The 21,256-nt window shown below is 65.7% G+C and carries 19 protein-coding genes; 4 read left to right on the plus strand and 15 right to left on the minus strand.

Translation table 11 applies throughout. The features are described from left to right. Nucleotides 1-31 precede the first annotated feature (31 nt). Nucleotides 32-970 (plus strand): hypothetical protein, encoded by a 939-nt coding sequence (locus BLT60_RS08075; RefSeq protein WP_090875917.1) that lies wholly within the window; start codon nt 32-34, stop codon nt 968-970. 87 nt (nt 971-1,057) lie between these two features. Here BLT60_RS08075 and BLT60_RS08080 read toward each other — a convergent pair whose 3' ends face one another. Together BLT60_RS08080 and BLT60_RS08085 are read right to left on the minus strand one after the other, a co-directional pair. Then, nucleotides 1,058-1,663 carry a DUF1236 domain-containing protein gene (locus tag BLT60_RS08080; protein ID WP_090875918.1) on the minus strand — a complete coding sequence of 202 codons (606 nt, stop codon included), beginning with the start codon at nt 1,661-1,663 and terminating at the stop codon, nt 1,058-1,060. Nucleotides 1,664-2,071: 408 nt separating this feature from the next. Further along, complete coding sequence (locus BLT60_RS08085) at nt 2,072-3,889, minus strand: tetratricopeptide repeat protein (RefSeq protein WP_139167782.1); 1,818 nt, start codon at nt 3,887-3,889, stop codon at nt 2,072-2,074. A gap of 254 nt (nt 3,890-4,143) precedes the next feature. Between BLT60_RS08085 and BLT60_RS08090 the strand changes: the two genes are divergently transcribed. Beyond that, on the plus strand, nt 4,144-4,410 hold the full coding sequence (locus BLT60_RS08090) for a hypothetical protein (RefSeq protein ID WP_090875920.1): 267 nt from the start codon (nt 4,144-4,146) through the stop codon (nt 4,408-4,410). Between the two features lie 44 nt (nt 4,411-4,454). Here BLT60_RS08090 and BLT60_RS08095 read toward each other — a convergent pair whose 3' ends face one another. The 5 genes from BLT60_RS08095 to BLT60_RS08115 form a co-directional block, all read right to left on the minus strand. Next, nucleotides 4,455-5,024: a sterol desaturase family protein gene (locus tag BLT60_RS08095; protein WP_090875921.1), complete on the minus strand. Its 570-nt coding sequence runs from the start codon at nt 5,022-5,024 to the stop codon at nt 4,455-4,457. A gap of 245 nt (nt 5,025-5,269) precedes the next feature. Beyond that, nucleotides 5,270-6,496 carry a dihydrolipoamide acetyltransferase family protein gene (locus BLT60_RS08100; RefSeq protein ID WP_090875922.1) on the minus strand — a complete coding sequence of 409 codons (1,227 nt, stop codon included), beginning with the start codon at nt 6,494-6,496 and terminating at the stop codon, nt 5,270-5,272. A gap of 10 nt (nt 6,497-6,506) precedes the next feature. Then, nucleotides 6,507-7,490 (minus strand): alpha-ketoacid dehydrogenase subunit beta, encoded by a 984-nt coding sequence (locus BLT60_RS08105; RefSeq protein ID WP_090875923.1) that lies wholly within the window; start codon nt 7,488-7,490, stop codon nt 6,507-6,509. A gap of 55 nt (nt 7,491-7,545) precedes the next feature. Continuing rightward, on the minus strand, nt 7,546-8,553 hold the full coding sequence (locus tag BLT60_RS08110; RefSeq protein WP_090875924.1) for a thiamine pyrophosphate-dependent dehydrogenase E1 component subunit alpha: 1,008 nt from the start codon (nt 8,551-8,553) through the stop codon (nt 7,546-7,548). 48 nt (nt 8,554-8,601) lie between these two features. Beyond that, the gene (locus BLT60_RS08115; RefSeq protein ID WP_244521187.1) at nt 8,602-9,720 is read right to left on the minus strand and encodes a mandelate racemase/muconate lactonizing enzyme family protein; all 1,119 of its coding nucleotides are present in this window, start codon (nt 9,718-9,720) and stop codon (nt 8,602-8,604) included. A 188-nt stretch (nt 9,721-9,908) separates the two neighbouring features. On the opposite strand from BLT60_RS08115, the gene BLT60_RS08120 reads away from it, so the two are divergent. Further along, nucleotides 9,909-10,934, plus strand: coding sequence for a LacI family DNA-binding transcriptional regulator (locus BLT60_RS08120; protein ID WP_175478343.1), 1,026 nt, complete (start codon nt 9,909-9,911; stop codon nt 10,932-10,934). A 5-nt stretch (nt 10,935-10,939) separates the two neighbouring features. On the opposite strand, the gene BLT60_RS08125 is transcribed toward BLT60_RS08120, so the two are convergent. Further along, complete coding sequence (locus BLT60_RS08125) at nt 10,940-11,761, minus strand: HTD2 family dehydratase (RefSeq protein WP_090875926.1); 822 nt, start codon at nt 11,759-11,761, stop codon at nt 10,940-10,942. A 62-nt stretch (nt 11,762-11,823) separates the two neighbouring features. Here BLT60_RS08125 and BLT60_RS08130 point away from each other — a divergent pair, with 62 nt between their 5' ends. Then, nucleotides 11,824-12,675 (plus strand): HpcH/HpaI aldolase/citrate lyase family protein, encoded by an 852-nt coding sequence (locus BLT60_RS08130; RefSeq protein WP_139167783.1) that lies wholly within the window; start codon nt 11,824-11,826, stop codon nt 12,673-12,675. Nucleotides 12,676-12,692: 17 nt separating this feature from the next. On the opposite strand, the gene BLT60_RS08135 is transcribed toward BLT60_RS08130, so the two are convergent. The 7 genes from BLT60_RS08135 to BLT60_RS08165 form a co-directional block, all read right to left on the minus strand. Continuing rightward, on the minus strand, nt 12,693-13,730 hold the full coding sequence (locus tag BLT60_RS08135; protein WP_090875928.1) for an ABC transporter permease: 1,038 nt from the start codon (nt 13,728-13,730) through the stop codon (nt 12,693-12,695). Then, complete coding sequence (locus tag BLT60_RS08140) at nt 13,727-15,256, minus strand: sugar ABC transporter ATP-binding protein (protein ID WP_090875929.1); 1,530 nt, start codon at nt 15,254-15,256, stop codon at nt 13,727-13,729. The genes BLT60_RS08135 and BLT60_RS08140 overlap by 4 nt, the downstream gene beginning before the upstream one ends. Nucleotides 15,257-15,330: 74 nt before the next feature. After that, nucleotides 15,331-16,392, minus strand: coding sequence for a sugar ABC transporter substrate-binding protein (locus BLT60_RS08145; RefSeq protein ID WP_175478345.1), 1,062 nt, complete (start codon nt 16,390-16,392; stop codon nt 15,331-15,333). An 89-nt stretch (nt 16,393-16,481) separates the two neighbouring features. Next, entirely contained in the window at nt 16,482-17,249 is a 768-nt protein-coding gene (locus BLT60_RS08150; RefSeq protein ID WP_090875931.1) for an SDR family NAD(P)-dependent oxidoreductase, read from the minus strand. A gap of 212 nt (nt 17,250-17,461) precedes the next feature. Then, nucleotides 17,462-18,970, minus strand: a complete 1,509-nt coding sequence (locus BLT60_RS08155; protein ID WP_090875932.1) for an ATP-binding cassette domain-containing protein — start codon at nt 18,968-18,970, stop codon at nt 17,462-17,464. Beyond that, nucleotides 18,967-20,019: an ABC transporter permease gene (locus BLT60_RS08160; RefSeq protein WP_090875933.1), complete on the minus strand. Its 1,053-nt coding sequence runs from the start codon at nt 20,017-20,019 to the stop codon at nt 18,967-18,969. The genes BLT60_RS08155 and BLT60_RS08160 overlap by 4 nt, the downstream gene beginning before the upstream one ends. 73 nt (nt 20,020-20,092) lie before the next feature. After that, nucleotides 20,093-21,208 carry a sugar ABC transporter substrate-binding protein gene (locus BLT60_RS08165; protein ID WP_090875934.1) on the minus strand — a complete coding sequence of 372 codons (1,116 nt, stop codon included), beginning with the start codon at nt 21,206-21,208 and terminating at the stop codon, nt 20,093-20,095. Nucleotides 21,209-21,256 lie beyond the last annotated feature (48 nt).

Consider the following 21,256-nt stretch of genomic DNA (forward strand, 5'->3'; position numbering starts at 1 on the left):
AATTCCCCTCAGATCAAGGGACTCCTGAACGATGACTGCAAACCACCCAAAGCCGGCGGACCGCGGATTGCACGCATCATGGCTTGCCCTCGGCCTGATAGCGGCGCTTGCCGCCTCCTTGGTCACAACCGCCCAGGCCGCGGAGCCGACCAGCGATCGCGTCGTCGACTTCAGCGTCGCCGACGAAGCGCCCGGCTGGGAATTCAGCGTCACCCCCTACGCCTGGCTCACGGGGATCAGCGGTGACATCGGGGTTGCTGGCCGGACTGTCGGTGTCAATGTCACCTTCCAGAACATCATTAGCGAGAGCGACTACATCATCCCCTTGATGGGCTATGTCGAAGCGCGGAACGACCGCTTCGCGATTTTCGGCGATTTCTTCTACACCCAGGTTCGATTTACCGGCTCAAAGTCGGTCACGCGCAACCCCTTCGCCGATGCCTCGCTGACCCTGAAGGGCAAAGCCGGCTTGACGCAAACGCTCGGCTTTGCCGAAGGCGGGGCGGCCTATGAAGTGGCCCAATGGCAGGGTCCGATGGGCGCAACGGGCCTGGAACTGCTTGGTGGCGCTCGCTACTGGTACGCTTCGGTCGACACCACCCTGAACATCGATTCGACAGTCAAACTCAAGCAGCTCGGCTTGAAGCGGAAAAACAGCCGCGCCTATGCCAAGAGCGGCGACATCGACTGGGTCGATCCGGTCATCGGCGCGCGGGTTCGCCAGGACTTCGGCGAAGGCCGCCAGCTCGAACTGCTCGGCGACGTCGCCGGGTTTGGCGTCGGCAGCGAATTCTCATGGCAGGTCTTCGCCGGCTACACCAAGGCCTGGGAAGTCGGGCGGGCGACCATGGCGTGGACACTTGGCTACCGGGCCATCGGGGTCGACTACACCGAAGGCAAGGGCACCGACGCCAAGACCTTCGATCTCGTGCTGCACGGACCGATCGCCGGATTCACCGTCGGCTGGTAGGCCCGCTCGATCCACTTCGACGATTTGTCATGAAACGGGCCGCCCAAGGGCGGCCCGTTTTTTTGCGGCTGGTGTCTGACGGTGGGATCAGGCCCGGTGGATGTAGACGATGGTGCGGGCGCTGATGTCGACCAGGACCGGGATGCCGTTGACGACCGTGTAGCCATAGGCGGAATTCGGCACCTCGTAGAGCTGCACCTCGGCCGGCAACACCGCGCCGACGACGATCTCGCCCTGAACCGCAATCGCCGGAACCGGCGTCGCGGAGATGTACTGGATCACTGCGGGCTCGGGAACGATGGCCGCGACGTTGCCGTTGGGGCCAACGACGACACCGACGGTGGGTCCGGCGACGACTTCGGCCACGCCCTCGGCCATCACGACCGGGATACCGGTTGAAGCGCCGGCAGTGTCGACCTGAATGATCTGGCCACCCTCGTCGATGACGAGATACTGGGCCGACGCCCAGCCCGAGAGACCGGCGATGTCGACGCTGCACCACGAATAATCGGCAAGGCAACCGGTGATCTCAGAGCGCACGTTATACTCCATCACTCCCATCACGGGGTACTGGGTGCCCGGCCCGGCGCGAAGGTTCAGGTGAGCGGTCGAGTAGCCGCTGATCGCGAAGGCCGGTCCGGCGATGAGGACGGCAAGTGCGGTCCCGGCGGCGAGCTTCAGGGAATGCCTCATGGGTGTGTCTCTCTTCCTCTGGTTGATAATTCAGTCAGTTTCACAAAACGGGAGCTCGACGGTACCCCGACGGCTGACACCGGCATATGACACCGGCGTTAACGGCATGCGGAATATGTCGATAAAGACTGATGGAATTGAACGTATTGCAGGCACCGTCCCGTCGAGGTCTTCGACGGGTTGAATCAAGGATTCGCCCTCGCGCACGAAATTACGCAACGCAACCTTCCCCTGCCCGGGCCCGGTCCTGCAAGGAGCGGGATATCCGTATTCGGCGAAACGCACAACGGCCTTTACATGCCCCAACCCGGGTGCACCCTGGCGCGGCCGCGACGCAGAATCACACCGATGGTCTAGACCGACTCGTCGATCGCCTGCCCGTAGGATCGGGTAGACTCCATGTTCAGGTCAATTCGTCGACGCCGGACCCGCTTCAATGCGTGACGTACCGGTGGGCGGCGACGGCACCACGACCCCGGCCTTGCTCAGACCGTCCGCGATGTCGAGTTGCGACTGCTGGGGTATGTTCCGGATGGTGAGTTCATCCCACAGGTTCGGGATGAAGCCGGGCGCCATTTCCTGAAAGCGCACCGCCATCGCCCGGGCCTTTTCGTCAAGACCGTTCTGGGCATAAACGATGGCGGCGACGCCATGATAGATGGGTAGCCCCGTCAGATCGGTTTTATCGATCTCCGAGAGCGCCTTCTCATAATCGTGCTGCATGTAGGCAATGGTCGCGAGAGCGCCGCGATAGAAACTCGAATGGCCGGGATTCTTGGCGAGCGCGCGCTCCAGCAAATCGCGCCCTTCCTGCATGCGACCGGACAGTCCGGTCAGCAGTCCGAGTTGGCCAAGCAATTCCGTATCGTTCGGATTGAGGGCAATCGCCTTCTGGGAGACCTCGAAAGCCTCGGCTGGCTGCCGATTGTAGGAATAGGCCATGGCCAGGGCCTGCAGGGCCCGGACGTTGTCCGGGTCGAGACGCGTTGCCGTGTTCGCCGCTTCCAGCCCGCGTTTCACGGCATCCGGCGACGGGTTGAAGCCCGCCCGCACTTCATCGACATAGACCAACCCGAGCAGCCCCCAGGCCGTGGCGTAGGACGGAAACGCAGCGACCGCGCGCTCCAGACAGTCGCGCACTTCCGCATGCTTGGCCGCGCTCGGGCCGGCGCGATAAACGTAGTATCGGAGCGTGCAGAGATAGGCTTCGAGGTCATCGGGCGGTGCGTCGCGTTCGCGCGCCGCCTCGGCGCGGAACACGATGCCGTAGGGTTGCGCGATGGCGGTAGCCACCTCCTCGGCGGTCTCGACCTGGATGCCGAAGAGATCGGACGCCGTCAGTGGATACGCGAAGCGCCGCGACCACAGCACCGCCCCGGAAGCGGAATTGAGCAACCGGCTGCTGACCCGAATGCGCTCGGAATCGGTTCTGACGCTCCCCTCGAGCACGTATGCGACGTCCCTGTCGCGCTTCAACGCGGTGACGTCGGCATCGACCTTCACCGAGCGCGACGTCTGGACGCCGTAGACGGTGATTTCCTTGAAGCGGGCGAGTTCAGAGACGACTTCATCGGTCAGGGCGGCGGAATAGAGCGCCGATACCGGTCCGTCGCCAAGGTCGCTGAACGGAAGAACGAGGAGTGTCGGCCCCTTTGGCAGCGAGTCCCCGGCGCCTCCGCCGATCGACATCATCCCCGTCGCATAGGCCGCGACCCCGGCGACGACAACCGCGACAATTGCCCCGGGCACGAGGTGGGACCGCCAGCGCCGGGTTCGGTCGGGCGCCGCCGCGACAGGCGCATCGGAGACGGCCGAACCATCCGCGTCTGCGTCGACCGCGCCCTCCGTCCGGTTGACCCCGAAAACCGGCACATAGCCGCCCTTCGGGATCTCGATGACGACGCAATCGTCCTTGCCTTCGAGCAGGTAGTAGTGCTCCAGCGCGCGCCGCAGCCGCCCGGCCTCAATGCGCACCACCGGGTCGTTCTGGGCGTCGAAGGTATCATCGCGGCCAAAGACCTCGACCGCAACGGTGAAGGCCTTGATCCGGTCCGAGCGACCTTCCAGCGTCTCTTCGACGACATATTTGAGAAAATTTCGGGCGCGCTCGGAGGCCGAAAAATCGGCGCTGGCGACGATCCGGTCGACCGCCTGACGCACCACCTCCGGTGATACCGGACTATCGGCCTTGCCTACGTCGGAGGTGCTGGAATCCGCCAGGCTCACTGTCTCTTCGCTCCGACCGTTGCCGCCGTCGATCAGCAATATCCGACGGGAACCGTTGCCTACCATATTTGGAGATCGATCGTCACCGCGTTCGATTATCGACCAACCGCGGATCGGACACATGGCCCTTGCCAACCGCCGCTGGCCAATTGTGCCGCCCGAGCACCGTTTCCTACCGTAACGCTACGTCACGTTCGTGGCGGGAAAAGGATAACTTCACGGAAGTCCGGCGTGGCGAAGAGGGAGATCGATCCATGGAAAAGGGGCTGCAGGCTGCGGTCCGACGTTTTCCGCTCAAGGGCCTGTGCATCCAACGGCTTGCCTCTGCCGACGATGCCTTCCTGTCGCTCTGCAGCGATCTGGCCGATGCCGAGGCTGCCATGACACGCTGGGCGCGCTCCGGCACGGACCAATACGAATCACGGCAGGACGAATACGAAATCCTTGCCAACGAGCTGGCCATAGAGATCGGGCAACTGCTGGATTTGCATGCTTGCGAGGAAGACGTCGCAACGAGTTAGCGAGCGTTGGCGAACCCGCCGCGCCGACGCAACCTGGCCGCGCCTCAGTCCTTGGCGAGATCCCGCGGCGTATTGGGGCCGCGCACCTTGATGTCCGTGCCGAACACCAGGTCCCAGAAGCCGCTGGTAACGCCGAAGTTGCCCTCATCGTCGAAGTGATGATGCAACATGTGCCGGCGCTTCAGCCGATAGGCGTAGGCGCTGCGGCCGAGCCCGTCGTGATGAATGAGGTGGTGAACCGTGACGTACCACAGGTATCCGGCCATGAAGCCCGCCGTCAGGCCGCCCGCGATCGCCGGCACCAGGACCAGGAGTGGCAGATAGACGAGCCCGACAAACAGCGCCAGGCTCAGCCAGATCGGCGTACCGATCAGGGCTGTCTGGTCGTTGTGGTGGCCGTCATGCATCTCCTTGATGTGGGGCAGGTGATGGAGGACGTAACGGTGGAGCGTGTACTCGACCAGCGTCCAGATACCAATCCCCAGCACCAGCGCCGTCATCGTCGTGGCGAATTGCTCGGGCGACGCGCGCCAAAACGCGACCGTTGCGACCCCCACGATCACGAGAGGGTAGACAACAAAATCGCCGTAGTAACCAACCTTGCCGAGACGCATGGAGGTCCTTGTAACCCGATTTTCATTAGCCAGCCAAGCCGCACTTATAATACGAAACGCGCCAACACCAAAGGCTTCGCGTACCGTTGCGATCGGGTTTTCAACCATGCCGGCTAAGGGTGCGCGGTGCCCCGCCCCGCTTCCGCTGGACGCAGGCCGGCCGAGCCAGCGATCTTAGGCCGCACCCTGTCGAGCGTAAACGCGCCTCGCCGGCACCCGGACTCCCTGGCGCAGGCCAGATGCCGTCAGTGCGCCGACCAGGGGCCGATCTCGATCCGGTCGGCGAGGCTGCCGAGGAAACCGGCGCCGGTGACGCCGTCGATCAGCCGGTGGTCGACGGAAAGCGTGGCGTTGATGCCGCTGCTGACGGCGATGCCTCCGGCGCGCGGCACCACGGTCTCGTGTTCACGGCCAATGGCGATGATGCTTGATTCGCGGGGCTGGATGATCGCCTCGAAACGATCGGCGCCAGCCCGTCCGACATTGGAGAGCGACATCGAGGCCGGTTCGGCATCCGCCTGCGACAGGCGCCCCGCGCGGGCCCGCTGGACGGCAGCCTGGCGGGCGGCGGCGATCGACGCCAGCGACTTGCCCGCGAGATCGCGCAGCACCGGGATCATGACGCCATCCTCGACGGCGACGACGAGGCCGATATCGACGGATTGCGACCGGATGAGCGCCGGCTGGGCGCCCTCGTCGGCATAGCGGACCAGCATGCGCGGCGACTGGGCGAGGCAATCGGCCAGCGCCTGTAGCAGGAAGTCGGTGAAGGTCAGCTTGACGCCGCCCGACTGCTCGAGATCCGGGCCGAGCATCGCCCGGGCCCGGGCGACCGCCGACGTATCGATCCAGCGATCAAGAACAAAGGACGGGATGGTCTGCCGACTGAGGCTGACGGCGGTGGCGATGCGGCTGCGCATCGGCGACAGCGGCTCGGCATTGGCGGGCAACGGCCGGGGCGCGGCCGCCGACGGTGCGGTCGAGGCCGGCGCCTGTGCTCCTGCATCGACAGCCGCCAGCACATCGCGCATGCGGATGCGGCCGTGCGGGCCCGAACCCGTGAGGGTCCCGAGATCGACGTCATGCATGCCGGCGAGGCGCTTCGCCATCGGCGACGCGAGCAGGCGCGTGGGCCGCGCGGAACGAGTCGCCGCGGGTGCGGCGGCTGGTTTCTGCGATGCTGGCGCCGCCCTTGCTGGGACCGGCGCAGGCTTGGCCGGGGCCGCGGATGCCGGCTCGCCAGCCGTCCGGAACCGCGCGAGGACCGCGCCCACTGCCAGTTCGGCGCCGGCTTCGGCCATCAGTTCGGTGACCGTGCCGTCGACCGGCGATTCGACTTCCATCGTCGCCTTGTCGGTTTCGAGTTCGACCAGCGTTTCGCCGGTCTTGACCGTATCGCCGACGCTCTTCAGCCAGCGGCCGACGGTGGCGGTTTCCATCGTGGCGCTGAGCTTGGGGAGGAGAAAATCCATGCGATCTCTCCTATTCGAGCAGCGACTTGGCCGTGGCGGCGATCGTCTCCGGCGACGGCAGCATCGCGTCCTCGAGCCCGGGGCTATAGGGCAGCGGATGGTCCGGCAGGGTGATCCGGGCTGGTGGACTGTCGAGGTAATCGAAGGCTTGCGTCAGGACGTCGGCAACAACGTCCGAGCTCCATCCGCCGGTCGGCGCCTGCTCTTCGACCACGATCAGGTTGTTGGTCCGCTTCACGCTTTCGGCGACCACCGTGACGTCGAGCGGGCGCAGCACCTGGATATCGATCACCTCGGCGGAAACGCCGTCTGCCGCGAGCAGGTCGGCGGCGGCCAGCGACCGGCCGACCATGGCGAGGCTGCCGACGATGGTGACGTCGGACCCCTCGCGCAGGATCTTCGGGCCGGTGGGCATCGCCACCTCCTCCGTGCCGACCGGGACCGGGCCCTTCATCGACAACAGCGCCTTGTGCTCGAGCACAAGCACCGGATTGTCGTCGCGGATCGCGGCCTTCAGCATCAGGTAGGCCTGTTCCGGATTGGACGGGCAGATGATCTTGAGTCCCGGCACCGAAAGCATCCAGGATTCGGCGGTCTGGGAATGCTGGGCGCCGAAGCGGAGGCCGGCGCCGCCGATCGCCCGGATGACGATCGGGGTCTTGACCTTGCCCCCGGACATGAAGCGATGCTTGGCAATGCCATTGACGATCTGGTCGAAGGCGACGCCGAGGAAATCCGCGAACATGATCTCGGCAATCGGCCGGTAGCCCGTCAGCGACAGGCCGAGGCAAGCGCCGACAAAGCCGGTCTCGGCGATTGGCGTGTCGCGCACCCGGGCGGAGCCGAATTCCGCCATGAGCCCCTGGCAGGTCTTGAACGGACCCTCCGACTCGCCAATGTCCTCGCCCATGATCAGCGTCGTCGGGTCGCGGCGCATTTCTTCCTGGAGGGCGAAAACGATCGCCTCGCGATACGTGATGTCCTGCGTCGGCATTACGGCAGTCTCCGTCCCCGGTCCGGCCGCTCTTTGGCGCCGGTCCTTGTTTTTCTCAGGCGAAAGTCTTGGCCATGAAGTCCTGGTCGGCCGACGGCCATTCCGACGCCGCGGCCCTGTCGGCAGCGGCCTTGGCCTCGGATTGCAGTTCCGCGACGATGGCGTCGGCGGCCTTGGCATCGAGCAGTCCCCTGGCGATCAGGTCCTTGCGGTAAAGGGTGATCGGATCGCGCTTCAGCCATTCCTCGACTTCGGCCGGGTCGCGATACTTGGCCGGATCGGTGCGCGAGTGGCCGCGATGACGGTAGGTCTTGGCCTCGATGAAGGTCGGCCCGCCGCCGCCGCGGGCGCGCATCGCGGCGATCGAGGCAGCGGCATAGACCTCCTCGACGTCGTTGCCATCGACCTGCACGGCTTCCATCGCATAGCCGCGGGCGCGGATGACCAAATCCTCGTAAGGGGTGGTGTGATTGATCCGGGTGAACTCGCCGTAGAGGTTGTTCTCGCAGACGAAGAGTACCGGCAACTTCCAGACCTGGGCGATATTCATCGATTCGTGGAAGGCGCCGATATTGGCGGCGCCATCGCCGAAGAAGCTGACCGAGACCTGCTCCTTGTTGGCAAGCTGGGCGGAAAGCCCGGCGCCGACCGCGACCGGCAAACCGCCGCCGACGATGCCAAAGGCACCGATCAGCCCCTTGTCGATATCGGTCAGGTGCATCGATCCGCCGATGCCGCCGCAGACCCCGTCGACCCGGCCGAACAGTTCGGCGAAGGCGGCTTCCATGTCCATGCCGCGCGCCAGGCAATGGCCATGGCCGCGATAAGTGTAGCTGACATAATCGTCCGGGCGCAGCGCCTGGGCGACGCCGGAGGATACCGCCTCATGGCCGTTGCAGAGATGCGTCGTGCCATGGACGAGGCCTTCAAGATAGCTGCGCTGGACCTGCTCCTCGAACTCGCGAATGCCGACCATCGAGCGGAAAAGCTCGACCCGGTCGTCGTCGGTCAACGGATCGGGGACCTGATTGCTCGGCTTCGCGGATTTCTTCCTGGCGGCCATGTCGCGCGCTCCACCCTGATTCTATTTTCTTGACGCCGGAGCGGTTGCTCAGACGCGGTGTTTTTCGATCGTCGCCTTGTCCATCTCGATGCCGAAGCCCGGACCCTGCGGCACGGCGTAATAGCCATTGTCGAAGGATGACCGGTTGGCGACCAGCGCATAAAACATCGGATCGCGGTCTTTGTGAAACGTTTCTAGGTAGGTGCCGTTTGGCACAGAGGCGAGAAGCTGCGCCGAGACCTGCGGTTCCTCGTGGTGGCCCATCTCGACCGTGAAGCACTGGGCAAGCGCCGCGACACGGCGCCATTCGGTCGGCCCACCGCCCCAGCTCGCATCGAAGTTGCAGACGTCGATGGCGCCGCTCATCATCAGGTCGCGGCAGCCGGCGCGGCTGATCTCGCTCTGCCCTGCGCAGACGGGGATGCCGCCCTGGGCCCGGGTGGCGGCCATGTCGAGCCGGTCGTTCTGCCAGTGCACCGGTTCCTCGAACCAGCGGATATTCAGGTCCTGCGCGTGGCGGGTGAACTCGACCGCCTGGGCGCGGCTCCAACCCTGGTTGGCATCGACGAGAAGGACGAAATCGTCACCGGCGGCGGATCGCGCGGCGCGAACCCGCTCGGCGTCGTCCTTCGGCGTCAGGCCACCGACCTTGAACTTGCAGCCGATGTAGCCGTCCTTGCGAATCTGCTCCATCTCGCGGCCGAAATCGGCCAGCGTCTTGCCCTCTTCGTAGTAGCCGGCGATGCAGATGACCGGCAGCTTATCGCCGTGGCCGCCCCAGACCTTGTAGAGCGGCACGTCGAGCGCCTTGCCGACCGCATCCCAGAGCGCGCTGTCGACCGCCGCCTGGGCGCACATCGCCAGCTTGCGATCGCGCAGGATGTTGGTCGACGGCTTGCGCATCTTTTCCCAGCAGCCCTCGATGTTGAAGGCGTCCATGCCGACCAGCAGCGGCTGGATCTCGTCGAGGATGATCTTGACAACCTCGGCCTGGGTCTCGAATTCGTCCCCGTTGTAGATTTCGCCGACGATCCCCTCAGACGTGTAGACCCGGGTAATGATCGTGCAGCGATGGGTCATGAAGTAGTTGCTGCCGCGAAAGGTGCGCGGCAGGGGCATGGACAGGGGGACGCATTCGATGCGCTCGATCTTCAACTGCGGTGCCACTTGAGATGCCTCGGATGGACTGTTTTCGAAACGTTTCCAAACATAGTCCGGGGCTCGCCTGACGGTCAAGTGGACTCGGCCGTGCCGGTGTACGGCTCACCCCACTCGCACCGTCGGACAAAAGCAATTATAGTGTTTCCCCATGAAGACGCTCGCGTTTGCGGCGGGCGACAGGGCGGATGGGCGCGATGAAGAAAGCCACCCGAAGATCGACCACCATTCGCGACGTCGCGAGCGCCGCTGGCGTCTCTGTCGGAACCGTTTCACGTAGCCTCAACGCGCCGGATTCGGTGCGGCCGGCGACCCTCGTCAAGGTGCGGACGGCAATCGAGGCCCTGGGCTTCCAGCCGGACAGCCGGGCCCAGATCATGCGCCGGCGCCACACCATGACCATCGGTTTTGTCGTCGACGACATCGGCAACCCGCTGCATGCGACGACCTTCAAGGCAGTCAGCGCCGTCATGCGCGAGCGCGGTTTCTCGCCCTACCTGGTCAACACCGAAGGCGGTGCGGAGAACGAAGCCGCCGCCATCGACATGCTGCAGCATGGCCGTGCCGACGGCGTGATCATGACCATCAACAGCGAGAAAGACGCCGGGACGCTGAAGCGCCTCGAGCAATTGCGGATTCCCTCGGTCCTGCTCGACCGCGACATTCCGCTCGATATCGACGCCGTGCTGACGGACCACGCCGTCGGCATGCAGCAGGCGACGAGCTACCTGATCGGGCTTGGCCATCGGCGCATCGCGCTGATCACGGGCGGCAGCGACATTCGACCCGGCCGCGAGCGCATCCGCGGTTTCGTCGAGGCCTTTCGCCAGCGCGACCTCGAGGTTCCGACCGACCTGATCCGCGCCCAGAGCCTTTCGGCCGACTACGGCTTCCGCGAAGCCTCGAACCTTCTGCAGCGGGAGAAACCGACCGCGATCATTGCTGCGGGAAACCGCATCCTTGTCGGGGTGCTGCGCGTCATCCAGCAGAACAAGCTGTCGATTCCCGGCGACCTGTCGCTGATCGCCTGCGACCAGACCGACCTCGCCCTGCTCTACCCGGGGCCGATCACGCTGATCGACCGCAACATCGAGGAAATCGGCCGGACCGCGGCGCATCTCCTGCTCGAACGTCTTGGCAGTGCCGACGACAAGCCGGCGCAGCGGATCTCCCTGCCGACCCGCCTGATCCTCGGCGGCTCATGCGCGCCGGTTCCGGCGTGAGGCCTTCAGTCGAGCGTCGCGATGGCGCGGACGGCGACGTGCCCGTCCGCCGTCGTTTCGAGCGTCAGTCCGGTGTCCGTCCGGTTGCCATAGAGGCGCAGCGCCTGGCCGACATAGGCCGGGCCGACACCCCGGAAGGCAAAGGTCTTCAGCCGGTTCGGGCCGAACGTGCGGGCGCAGAGGTCGATCAACAGGCTGGCGGTCAGCGGACCGTGGACCACGAGGTCCGGATAGCCCTCGACGTCGCGCGCATAGGACCGGTCATAGTGGATGCGGTGGGCATTGAAGGTCAGCGCCGAGTAGCGGAAGAGCATCACCGGATCGGGCGTCACCACCCGCTCGAACGCGGCTGGCGTCGGCTCCGATCTATCCGCCGAGACATTCCCGCCCGGTTCGCGATAGACGATCGTCTGCCTTTCGATCACGCGCGGTTCGTCCTGCGCGGTGACGCTGTGGTCGACGGCGACGAAGACCAGCGCCCCGGTCGATCCGGTCTTGGGAGTGATCGAGGCGACCGTCGAGGTGATGCGGAGTGGCTCGCCGATGGCGATGGGGGCAACATAGGTCACCTCGCTTGCCGCCCACATCCGGCGCGGCAGGTCGATCGGCGGCAGGAAGTCGCCGCGCCGCGGATGGCCATCGACATCGATCTCCCGCATCGGCGCATGGGGATTGGCGAGCAGCCAGTGGATGCCCTGCGGCGCCGGGCCGGACGCCTGCGCGACGGTCTCGGCGTCCAGCGTGGCGTTGAGACCGGCGACCATCGCCGGGGTCACCACATCCTCCGTCGTCCGGCTTCGTCCGATCCAGTCCGCCCAATCCGTCATCGCCACGTCGTTCCCGCTGTCGCCGCACAGGGTGCGGCCTGTCTCGTCAAGGGTGCCCTGATTTGACGCCGAATGCTCCCCCTTTCGATGCCTCCCGAATCCGCTCGCTGCTTTTCGTGCCGATGCTTCAGGCGCGATTGATCGTCGGCGCGGCCGGGCGCGGTGCCGACGCCGTCATCCTCGACCTCGAGGACGCCGTCGCGCCCGAGGCGAAGGACCGGGCGCGCGACGCCCTTGCCGAAACCGCGCGGACACTCGCCGAGGCGGGACAATGCGTGCTGGTGCGCATCAACAACCATCCGGACCTGATCGACGCGGACCTTGCGGCCGCCAACGACGCGGCGATCGCCGGCATTGTCCTGCCCAAGGCCGAACGACCGGACATCATCGCCACGATCGCCGGACGGCTGGCACATCCGGCACTCGTGCCCCTGGTCGAAACAGCGCTTGGCGTCATCAACGCGCATGCGATTGCCGGCGCCGACGAGAGGGTCGCCGCGCTCGCCTTTGGCAGCGAGGATTTTTCCCTCGACATGGGCATTCCGCCAGAGGAGGCGGGACTGGCGACGCCGGCGCAGCAGGTGGCGATCGCCGCGCGCGCCGCCGGAAAGGCCGCCTTCGGGCTCCCCGGTTCCCTGGCGATCATCGACGATGGCGACCGGTTCACGGCGATCGCGCGGATGGCGCGGAGCATCGGCATGGGTGGGGCGCTCTGCGTTCATCCGCGCCAGGTGACGATCGTCAACGCAGTCTTCGCGCCGACGCCGGCCGAAATCGACGAGGCAGAAACGGTCCGGGCGGCCTATGAGACAGCCCGCGACACCGGCCATGGCGCCGTGGCGGTCGACGGGCGGATGATTGATCAACCCGTCTACCGGCGGGCGCTTGAGACGCTTGCCCGCGTCCGCGACTGACCCGGCGATCATCCCGGCTAGGGGCCCGCTGGCGGGTCCGGCTCCAGTTTGACGCGGTTGGCACGGCGGGCGCGCTGGAACTTGATCAACCCGTCGAGCGAGACCGCCAGCACGATCACCGCGCCGGTGACGAAGGTCGACCAGGTCGCGTCGATGCCGAAGAAGATCAGGCCGCTGGAGATCACCTGGATGATCATCATGCCGACCACCGCGCCGATCACCGTGCCGTAGCCGCCCGACAGCGGCGTGCCGCCGATGATCACCGCGGCCACGACGACCAGCACGAAGTCCGAGCCCTCCTGCGGATCGATCGCGCCGCGGAAGCCGATATACATCGCCCCCGACAGGCCGCAGATCGCGCCCATCAGCACCAGCGTCTGCAGCCGGATGGTGTTGGTGGAGATGCCGGCGAGTTCGGCCGCTTCCGGGTTGCTGCCCACCGCCTGGACGCGATAGCCGAATTTCGTCCGGTGAAGCACGAAGTGCATGACGATGGCGAGCACGACGAAGACCAGCGCCGCCACTGGCACCAGCCCGAAGATCTTGGTCGCGATAACGTTGAAGTAACTGGAATCCTGGTTCGGCGGCACCACGGCGCGGCCACCGTTCACCACCAGCGACAGGCCCTGGAACATCGAGTAGGTGCCAAGCGTCACGATGATCGCCGGCAGCCGCAGGCCGACGGCGATGATTCCGTTGAACAGGCCAAGCAGCGCCCCGAAGCCGACGCCGGCGGCGGCAGCGATCCACGGGTCGAGGCCGGCCACCATGAGCAGGCCCGAGAAAACGGCCGAGAAGTTGAAGATCCAGCCGACCGAAAGGTCGATTTCACGGATCGCCAGCAGGTAGACCATGCCGACCGCCAGCATGCCCTGGAAGGTGGTGTGGCTGAGAATGGTCAGGAGGTTGAGGGGGCTGAGGAAGTGCGGCCGCGCAATGCCGATGAACAGGATCATCACCACCAGAGCCGCGATGACGCCGATCTCCTCGGGCAACCGGAAGCGCCGGCGGACAGGCGTCGCGGATTGCCCCGGCGCGTTACCGGTATCGGTCATGACGTGGCCTCGGGTTCTGTTGCTGCGGCCGGCATCTCGCCGGTATTGATGACGTGGAGAAGCGTATGGTCGTCGACGCCGGAAAGCTCCCCGGCGATGCGGCCCTGGTAGAAAACGATGATGCGGTCGCAAAGGCCGACCAGCTCAGGCAACTCGGTCGACGAGAAAAGCACGATCCCGCCCTCCGCCGACATCCGCCGGATCAGGCCGTAGATCTCGCGCTTGGCGCCGACATCGACACCGCGGGTCGGATCGTCGAGGAGGAAGACCTTCGGTCCGATCTCCATCCACTTGCCAATCACCACCTTCTGCTGGTTGCCGCCGGAAAGCTGGTTGGCGAGCGTCCAGGGCGAACCGGCCTTGATCTTGAGGTTGTCGATCTGCCGCTCGGCCCGGGCATAGGCAGGCCCGTTGCGGAACAGCCAGGAGCCGCCGGTCTGGGCGCCGACGAAGACGTGGCTGATGTTGAAGAGAATGCTCTTTTCAAGCATCAGGCCGTTCCGACGCCGGTCGGCCGGCACAAGGCAGACGCCGCGCCGCGCCGCGTCCGTCGGGCTGCGGGGCAGCCCCTTGGCGTCGGGGAAGGTGACGTCGCCGGCGCTCGCCTTCTGCGTACCGAACAGGATCGCCAGCAGCGCCGAGACGCCGGAGCCCTCAAGCCCGGCCAAGCCGACGACCTCGCCGGAGCGGGCGGTGAGGGCGACGTCCTTGAGGGGACCGCCAGACAGCCCCTTGATCGAAATCCGCTCCTCGGCACGGCCGGCGACCATCGGCAGAGGCGGCGGGAAGAGCGCGTCGTGCTGCGCGCCGATCATCCCCTCGATCACTTCCGGGATGGTGAGGTCGGCCCGGTCCCTGGTCAGCACGTCCCGTCCGTTGCGGGTGATGGTCACCCGGTCGGAGATTTCGAACACCTCCTCGAGCCGGTGCGAGACGTAGAGCATGGTGTGGCCGCGCGACGAGAGCTGCCGGAGAACGGCGAACAGGCGCCGGGTCTCGCGCTCGTTCAGCGCCGAATTGGGTTCGTCGAGAATGATCAGCTGCGGCTCCTCGAGGAGCACGCGGGCGAGTTCGACCAATTGGCGCTCGCCGATCGAGAGCTGGCCGACCGGGGCGTGGACATCGACATTCAGCCCGAGCCGCACAAGCAGGTCGCGGCTTTCCCCTTCCATCGTCCGCGTCGAGACGACGCCGAAGGCCGACGGCTCGCGGTTGACATAGAGGTTGGCGAGCACCGAGCGCTCGGGAAACAGGCTGAGCTCCTGGTAGACGATGCCGATGCCGCGCTTGCGCGCGTCGTTGGGCGATTCCAGCGTCACCGTTTCGCCGGAGACCTTGATGGTGCCGGAATCCGGTCGGACCGCGCCGGCAAGAATCTTCATCAACGTCGATTTGCCGGCGCCGTTCTCGCCAACCACGGCGTGGACCGTGCCCCGCTCGACGGTCAGGTCCATGCCGGCAAGCGCCACCACCCCGCCGTAGCGCTTGGTCAGCTCACGGACCTCGATCAGGATATCGCCCGGCATGGGTCAGTCCTCATAAGAGGAGGGCGACCCGCAGGATCGCCCTCCCCAATTGCACCGCGGGGATCAGCCCGAGACTACTCGGCTTCCGCCGCGATAGGCTGCATGCCGGCGGTCGGGTCGGCCTTCACCTTGTCGGCCCAGGCCTTGTAGTATTCGGCGGTGGCCGCCGGGTCGCCCGCGAGCTTGATGGCTTCCTCGAAGCTGATCGCCGGCAGGCCATTGCCCATGTCGACGGTGTCGGCGGTCACGATCTGCGCGCCGGCATCGTAGAATCCGACCTCGAGCGGCTTGTCGTTCTTGATCGCGTCGACCATCAGGGCGACCGGCAGGTAGCCCTGGACAAAGGCGCTCTGGCCGATCGAGACGAAGGCGTGACCGTCCTGGATCGCCTTGAGGTTCGGCTCGGTCAGGTCATAGCCGCCGGCAACGAACTTGTCGCCGTTGGCAGCGTTGAGCTTGCCGAGGCTGGCGATATCCGGTGCGCAGAGGCCGACCATCGCCACCGTTTCGGGATTCGCGGCATAAAGCTGCTCCCAGCGATTGTAGTTCTCGACCTCGGAGACCTTCACGTCGAACGGCCCGAGCACGTTCAGGCCGGGCGCCGCCTTCAGCGACTCCTGAACGCCCTGCGAACGATTCTCCAGCACCTGGATGCCGGGGAAGCAGATGCCGACGATGACCGTCCCCTTGGCATCGGCGCCGCCGAGCTTCTCGACGATCATCTTGCCGAGGACGCGCCCGCTCTCCACCGACTTCTCGCCGACATAAGGCGCGTTGATGTTCGTCGACAGCGTGTTGTACTGGACGATCTTCACGCCTGCGTCGACGAGTTCGTTGAGGCCCCGGGTCATGCCTTCGCCCTGGATCGAGGTGGCCACGCCCTGGGCGCCGGCGTTGGCGAAGTTCTGGGTCAGCTTGAGCTGGCCTTCGGCCTGGCTGCCCGGCTGCTGGGCGACCTGGAGATCGACGCCGAGATCCTTGGCCGCGGCCTGGGCGCCATCGATGATCTGCTGGATGAAGGGGTTGCCCTGTGCGTGGGTGACGAAGCCGAGGGTGATGTCCTGGGCCGCGGCCGGCGCGACAGCGGCGGCAGAAGCGAGCAGGGTTGCCGCCAGCAGTCCTTTGAATGTGTTCACGTCATTCCTCCCGAGTTTTTGTTGATCGTTGTTGTATCCACTCTCGTCGGCGGGGCTGCGGTTGCCCACCTCGCCGCCGTCCTCTCACGCTAGACTGCGGTCAAGCCGCCGTCGACGGTGATGAAGGATCCGGTCATGTAGGACGCGTCGTCCGAGGCAAGGAACGCGACCGCGCCTGCGATCTCGTTTGGCTCCGCCCCGCGCCGCATCGGTATGTTCTTGACATTCCACTCGTAGACTTCCGGGTCGGCGACGAGCTCGCGCACCAGCGGCGATAGCGTGAAGCCCGGGATCACGACGTTGACCCGAATGCCTTCCTGCGCGTAGTCGACCGCCATGACCCGGGACAGGCCGTGAACGCCGGCCTTGCTGGAACTGTAGGCAGTGCTTGCCGGGGTGCAGCCGAGGATGCCGGTCGGCGAACCGGTCAACACCACCGCGCCCTTGCCGGCCGTCGCCTTGATGGCGGCGACACCATGCTTGCAGGCGAGATACATGCCCGTCAGGTTGACGCCGACGACCTCGTCCCAGACCGATTTCGGCAGGTCATCGACCTTGCCATCGCGCTCCGCGGAGAAGATCCCGGCGTTCGAACAGACGATATCGACCTGGCCGAAACGCGCGACGATCGCCTTGTAGGCCGCCTCGACAGCGGCCTCATCGCTGATATCGACGTGCAGGGTCATGGCCTCGCCGCCGGCGTCGATCATTCCGGCGGCCGCTTCCTCGACATTGTCCTGATTCCAGTCGAGAGCGGCGACCCGGCAGCCCTCCTCGCAGAGTCGCTCGGCAATCGCCCGGCCAATGCCGGACCCAGCGCCGGTCACGACCGCCACCTTGCCTTTCAGGCCCCGCATCGGCTCTTCCTCCCGTGGCGTGACCACGCGTTGATGGTCCACGAGTGCCTCTAACCGGGCACTCTTTATTGCGCCTGTTCAAAAATATCGTTTCCAAAACTTGAGTCAAGCGAGAAGGCTGGAAGTCGCGACGCGACCAACGCGACGGGACCACGTCACTGAAATCGGTTCAATTCTCGCCGCACGAGGCTGGTCGCGGCGACGAAAGGCGGTTATCCGGCGACCGCGCCACTTCGCTGTTCGCCCTCAAGCCGGGTGATGTCGGTGGCCAGTTGCTCGACGTGATCGTAGTCGGCGATCGATAGCGCCGGCGACAGGCGCCCCTCGGAAACGACGTGGACGCGATCGGCCGCCTCGTAGATCTCCAGCACCTCGGTGCAGAACATCAGGACGGTGTTGCCCTCCTCGACATAAGTCTGCAGCAGCCGGTAGATCTCGCTCTTGGAATGGATATCGACGCCGCGGGTCGGCTCTTCGAGGAGCAGCAGCTTCGGCGAGCAGTTCAGCGCCTGGGCGATCGCAACCTTCTGCTGGTTGCCGCCGGACAGCGAGCGGATCGGCTGGGTGGTGGTCTCGGTCTTGACCATAAAGCGCTGAACCGCGCTCTCGGCCAGGGTCTTCATCTGGCGCTTCTTGAGCGCGAAAGCCATCCCGGCGATCTCGGGCCGGCCGAGGCGGACGAGCAGATTCTCGCCGACCGAGTAGTTGGAATAGAGGCTGAACTGGCGGGTCGCCGGGACATAGGCGGTGTAGCGATCGACCGCTTCCATGCCGGACAGCGATCCGATGGTCAGCCGGCCGCTGCAGCGGTCAAGGCCGGCAAGCGAACGGAGCAGTTCGCGGGCGCCCGAGCCTTCGACGCCCATCAGGGCAATGATCTCGTTCGGCGGACCGTCGAGATCGATGCCGGCGAACACGCCGGGCAGCGTCCAGCCGCGGGCGGTGAAGACCGGCGGCGCATCGGGATCGCGCTTGCGCTCCGCGACGCTGTCCGCGGCGTCCGTCATGGTGCTGTCGACCACCAACTGGCGGGCCAGTCCTTCTTCGGTCAGGGCATCGCCCTCGAGGATCGTCCGCACCCGGCCGTCACGCACCACCGCGACGCGATTGCAATGGGCGACAAGATCCTCGAGCCGGTGCGTGACCAGGACGACGATGCGCCCGGTCTCGGCCAGCTTGCGGATCTCGCGAAACAGTTCGTCGGACTCCTCTGCGGTCAGCGCCGAATTCGGCTCGTCGAAGAGGAAGACCTTTGAATCGCGGGCAACGGCCCGGGCGATCTCCGTGCGCTGCTGCGTGGCGAGCGAGCAATCCTCGAGCAGCTTGTTCTTGAGGTGGCCGATGCCGAGCGCCTCCATCACCGCGGCGTCGGCGCTGCCGAGCCTTGGCCGGCGGCTGCCGGTGCCCTCGCGCCCGACCATCACGTTTTCGGCAACGGTGAGGTTGGGGAAGAGCTGCGGCTCCTGGTGGACGACGGCGACAGCCTGCCACTCCACGGAGGGCGACCACGGGCGACCGTCGAAGGTCAGCTCGCCGAGGGTCGGGCGTTCTTCGCCGGCGATCATGCGCACCAGCGTCGACTTGCCCGCGCCGTTCGGACCGGCGACGCCGAGGACCTCGCCGGGACAGAGGTCGAGATCGAGCTGCGCCAGCGCCACCGTCGAGCCGTAGGTCTTGGTGACGCCGCGCAGCGATATCCCTTTCTCGAGGATGTCGCTCATGCCGCCCGGCTCTTGCGGACCCGGGTGAGGAAGAGATCGAGCGCCACGGCGCCGATGGTCACCGCGCCAAGGAAGATCTGCTGGACATGGGGACCGGGCGAGAGAAGGGCGAGGCCGATCTGCAACTCGGCGAGCAGCAGCGCGCCGCCGAGCGTACCGATGATCGTGCCCTTGCCGCCCGACAGGCTGGCGCCGCCGATGATCACCGCCGCGAAGACCGGGAAGGTCTGGGACAGGCCGATGTCGGGCTGGGTGGTCTGGATGAAGGAGAAGTCGAGCATGCCGGCGATCGAGGCGAGGACGCCGCAAAGCACGAAGGCGAGGATCTTGTAGCGCTTGACCGGAAGCCGCGCCAACTGGCCGGCGGTCGGGTTGCCGCCGATCGCCGTCAGGCGGAAACCGAAGAGGGTGCGGTGCAGCAGGAAGCCGACGACCACCGCGATCCCCAGCATCCAGAACACTTCGATCGACAGCCGGTAGGGCCCGACATTCTGGGTGAGGCCGATGAAGAAATCGAGCTGGCCCTGGTCCATCGTCGAGCCGGGGGGCGGATAGACCGGATTGAAGGTGCCGGAATTGGTCACCCACAGCGACAGTCCGTAGAGCAGATTGTAGCTGCCGAGGGTGACGATGAAGGACGGTATCTTGATGCTGGTGACCAGCACGCCGTTGAACAGGCCGACCAGCGCGCCGATGATCAGGACCGCCGGGATGGCGAAATAGACCGGCAGGCCGCCGACGATCCACATCACCGCCAGCGAATTGGCGGCGAGGCCGTACATGGCGCCGAAGGACAGGTCGATCTCGCCGACGACGATCACCAGCGTCAGGCCCATGGCCATGATCGCCACCGAGCTCATCGAGCGGAGCACGGAGACGCCGAGGTTTGGGTTGGCGAAGGCCGGGTTGATGATGATGAAGATGATGGCGACGACGATGACGGCGGCGAACAGGCCACCGACCCGCAATGCTACGTCGAGGGTTGCCTTGCCCGCTGCGCGGAACGCCGGTCCTTGCGCTGCAGCCTGCGGGGTTTCAGTCGGAGCCATTCTGTCCTCACGTCACTCTGGAAGTGGAACGAGCCGCCAGCGGCGGCCCGTTCTGTTTCGCGTCGGTTCGGCCTTACTCGCCGAGAACCTTGTCGAGTTCGGCGCGTGCCTGGTCGACGCCATCCGCCGTCACTGCCTTCAGCGTCTGGGTGTTGGGCAGGATCACGCCGTTCTTGAGGAACTGCGCACAGGCCGGGGCACCGAAGGCCGCCTGGTCAGGCCAGCGCTGGTCGAACAGGGCGACCTGGATGCCCTTCTCGATGGCGTCGAGCTGACCCTTGGACGAGTTCCAGCCGATGGTGAAGACCTTGCCTTCGAGGCCGAGGCTCTCGATGGCGCGGTCGGCATGCTCGGCGCCGATGTCGACATTCTGGATGAACTGGACATTCGGGTTGGCGGTCAGGAACGACCGGTAGATGTCGAAGGTCTTGCCGGGCTCGTAGCTGGTGTTCAGCCCGTTCTCCTCGGTGGTGACGAAGGTTGCGTCGGGAATGGCGGCCATGATGCCGTCATGGAAGCCCTTCATCCGGCCCTGCGCCCAGAACTGGGTCGGATCGCCACCGGACACGGCGAAGACCTTGATGTCGTCCTTGCCGTTGTCCTTGATCCACTTCAGCACGGTCTCGGCGGCGTAGGCGCCTTCCTTGTCCGGGATCTGGGTGAAGTTGGTGAACTCATGGCCGCGCGAGGTGACGCCCGCGGTGAAGACCGGGATGCCCTCGTCCATCATGCGGTTGGTGATCGCGGTCATCGCATCGGAGCTCACCGGCTCGATGCCGATGCAGTCGATCTCACCCGTCGCGAGCTTCGCCTCGATCTGCGAGACCTGCTGGTTGGGATCGTTCTGGACAGGGGCGATCGACGCGCATTCCATCGGATAAATCTCGTTGCCCATCTCGCAGCCCATCTCGAAACCGAGCTGATATTGCGGCGAGAAGAGCGGGATGCCCGAGGCCTGATACGAGAAGACGTAGTTGATCGGCTCGCCGGCCTTGACCTTTTCGGCGATGCGATCGGCGAGCTTGAACGTGCCCCAGTCGCGCTTCACCTCGAAGGGCGCACCGTCGACCTTTTCACCGGTGGTCGGGATCTGGCTTTCGCTCGCCTGCTGGGCGACGGCGCCGCCGGCGATGGTAAGGGCACTGCAGCTGACCGCGGCCAGCAGAACGCGACGTACGGATTGTCTCATGGGTTCTCTCCCTTGTGTATTGCTGCATTCGACGCCAGACGGGGCATC

This window comes from Bauldia litoralis (assembly GCF_900104485.1).
GTDB lineage: Bacteria > Pseudomonadota > Alphaproteobacteria > Rhizobiales > Kaistiaceae > Bauldia > Bauldia litoralis.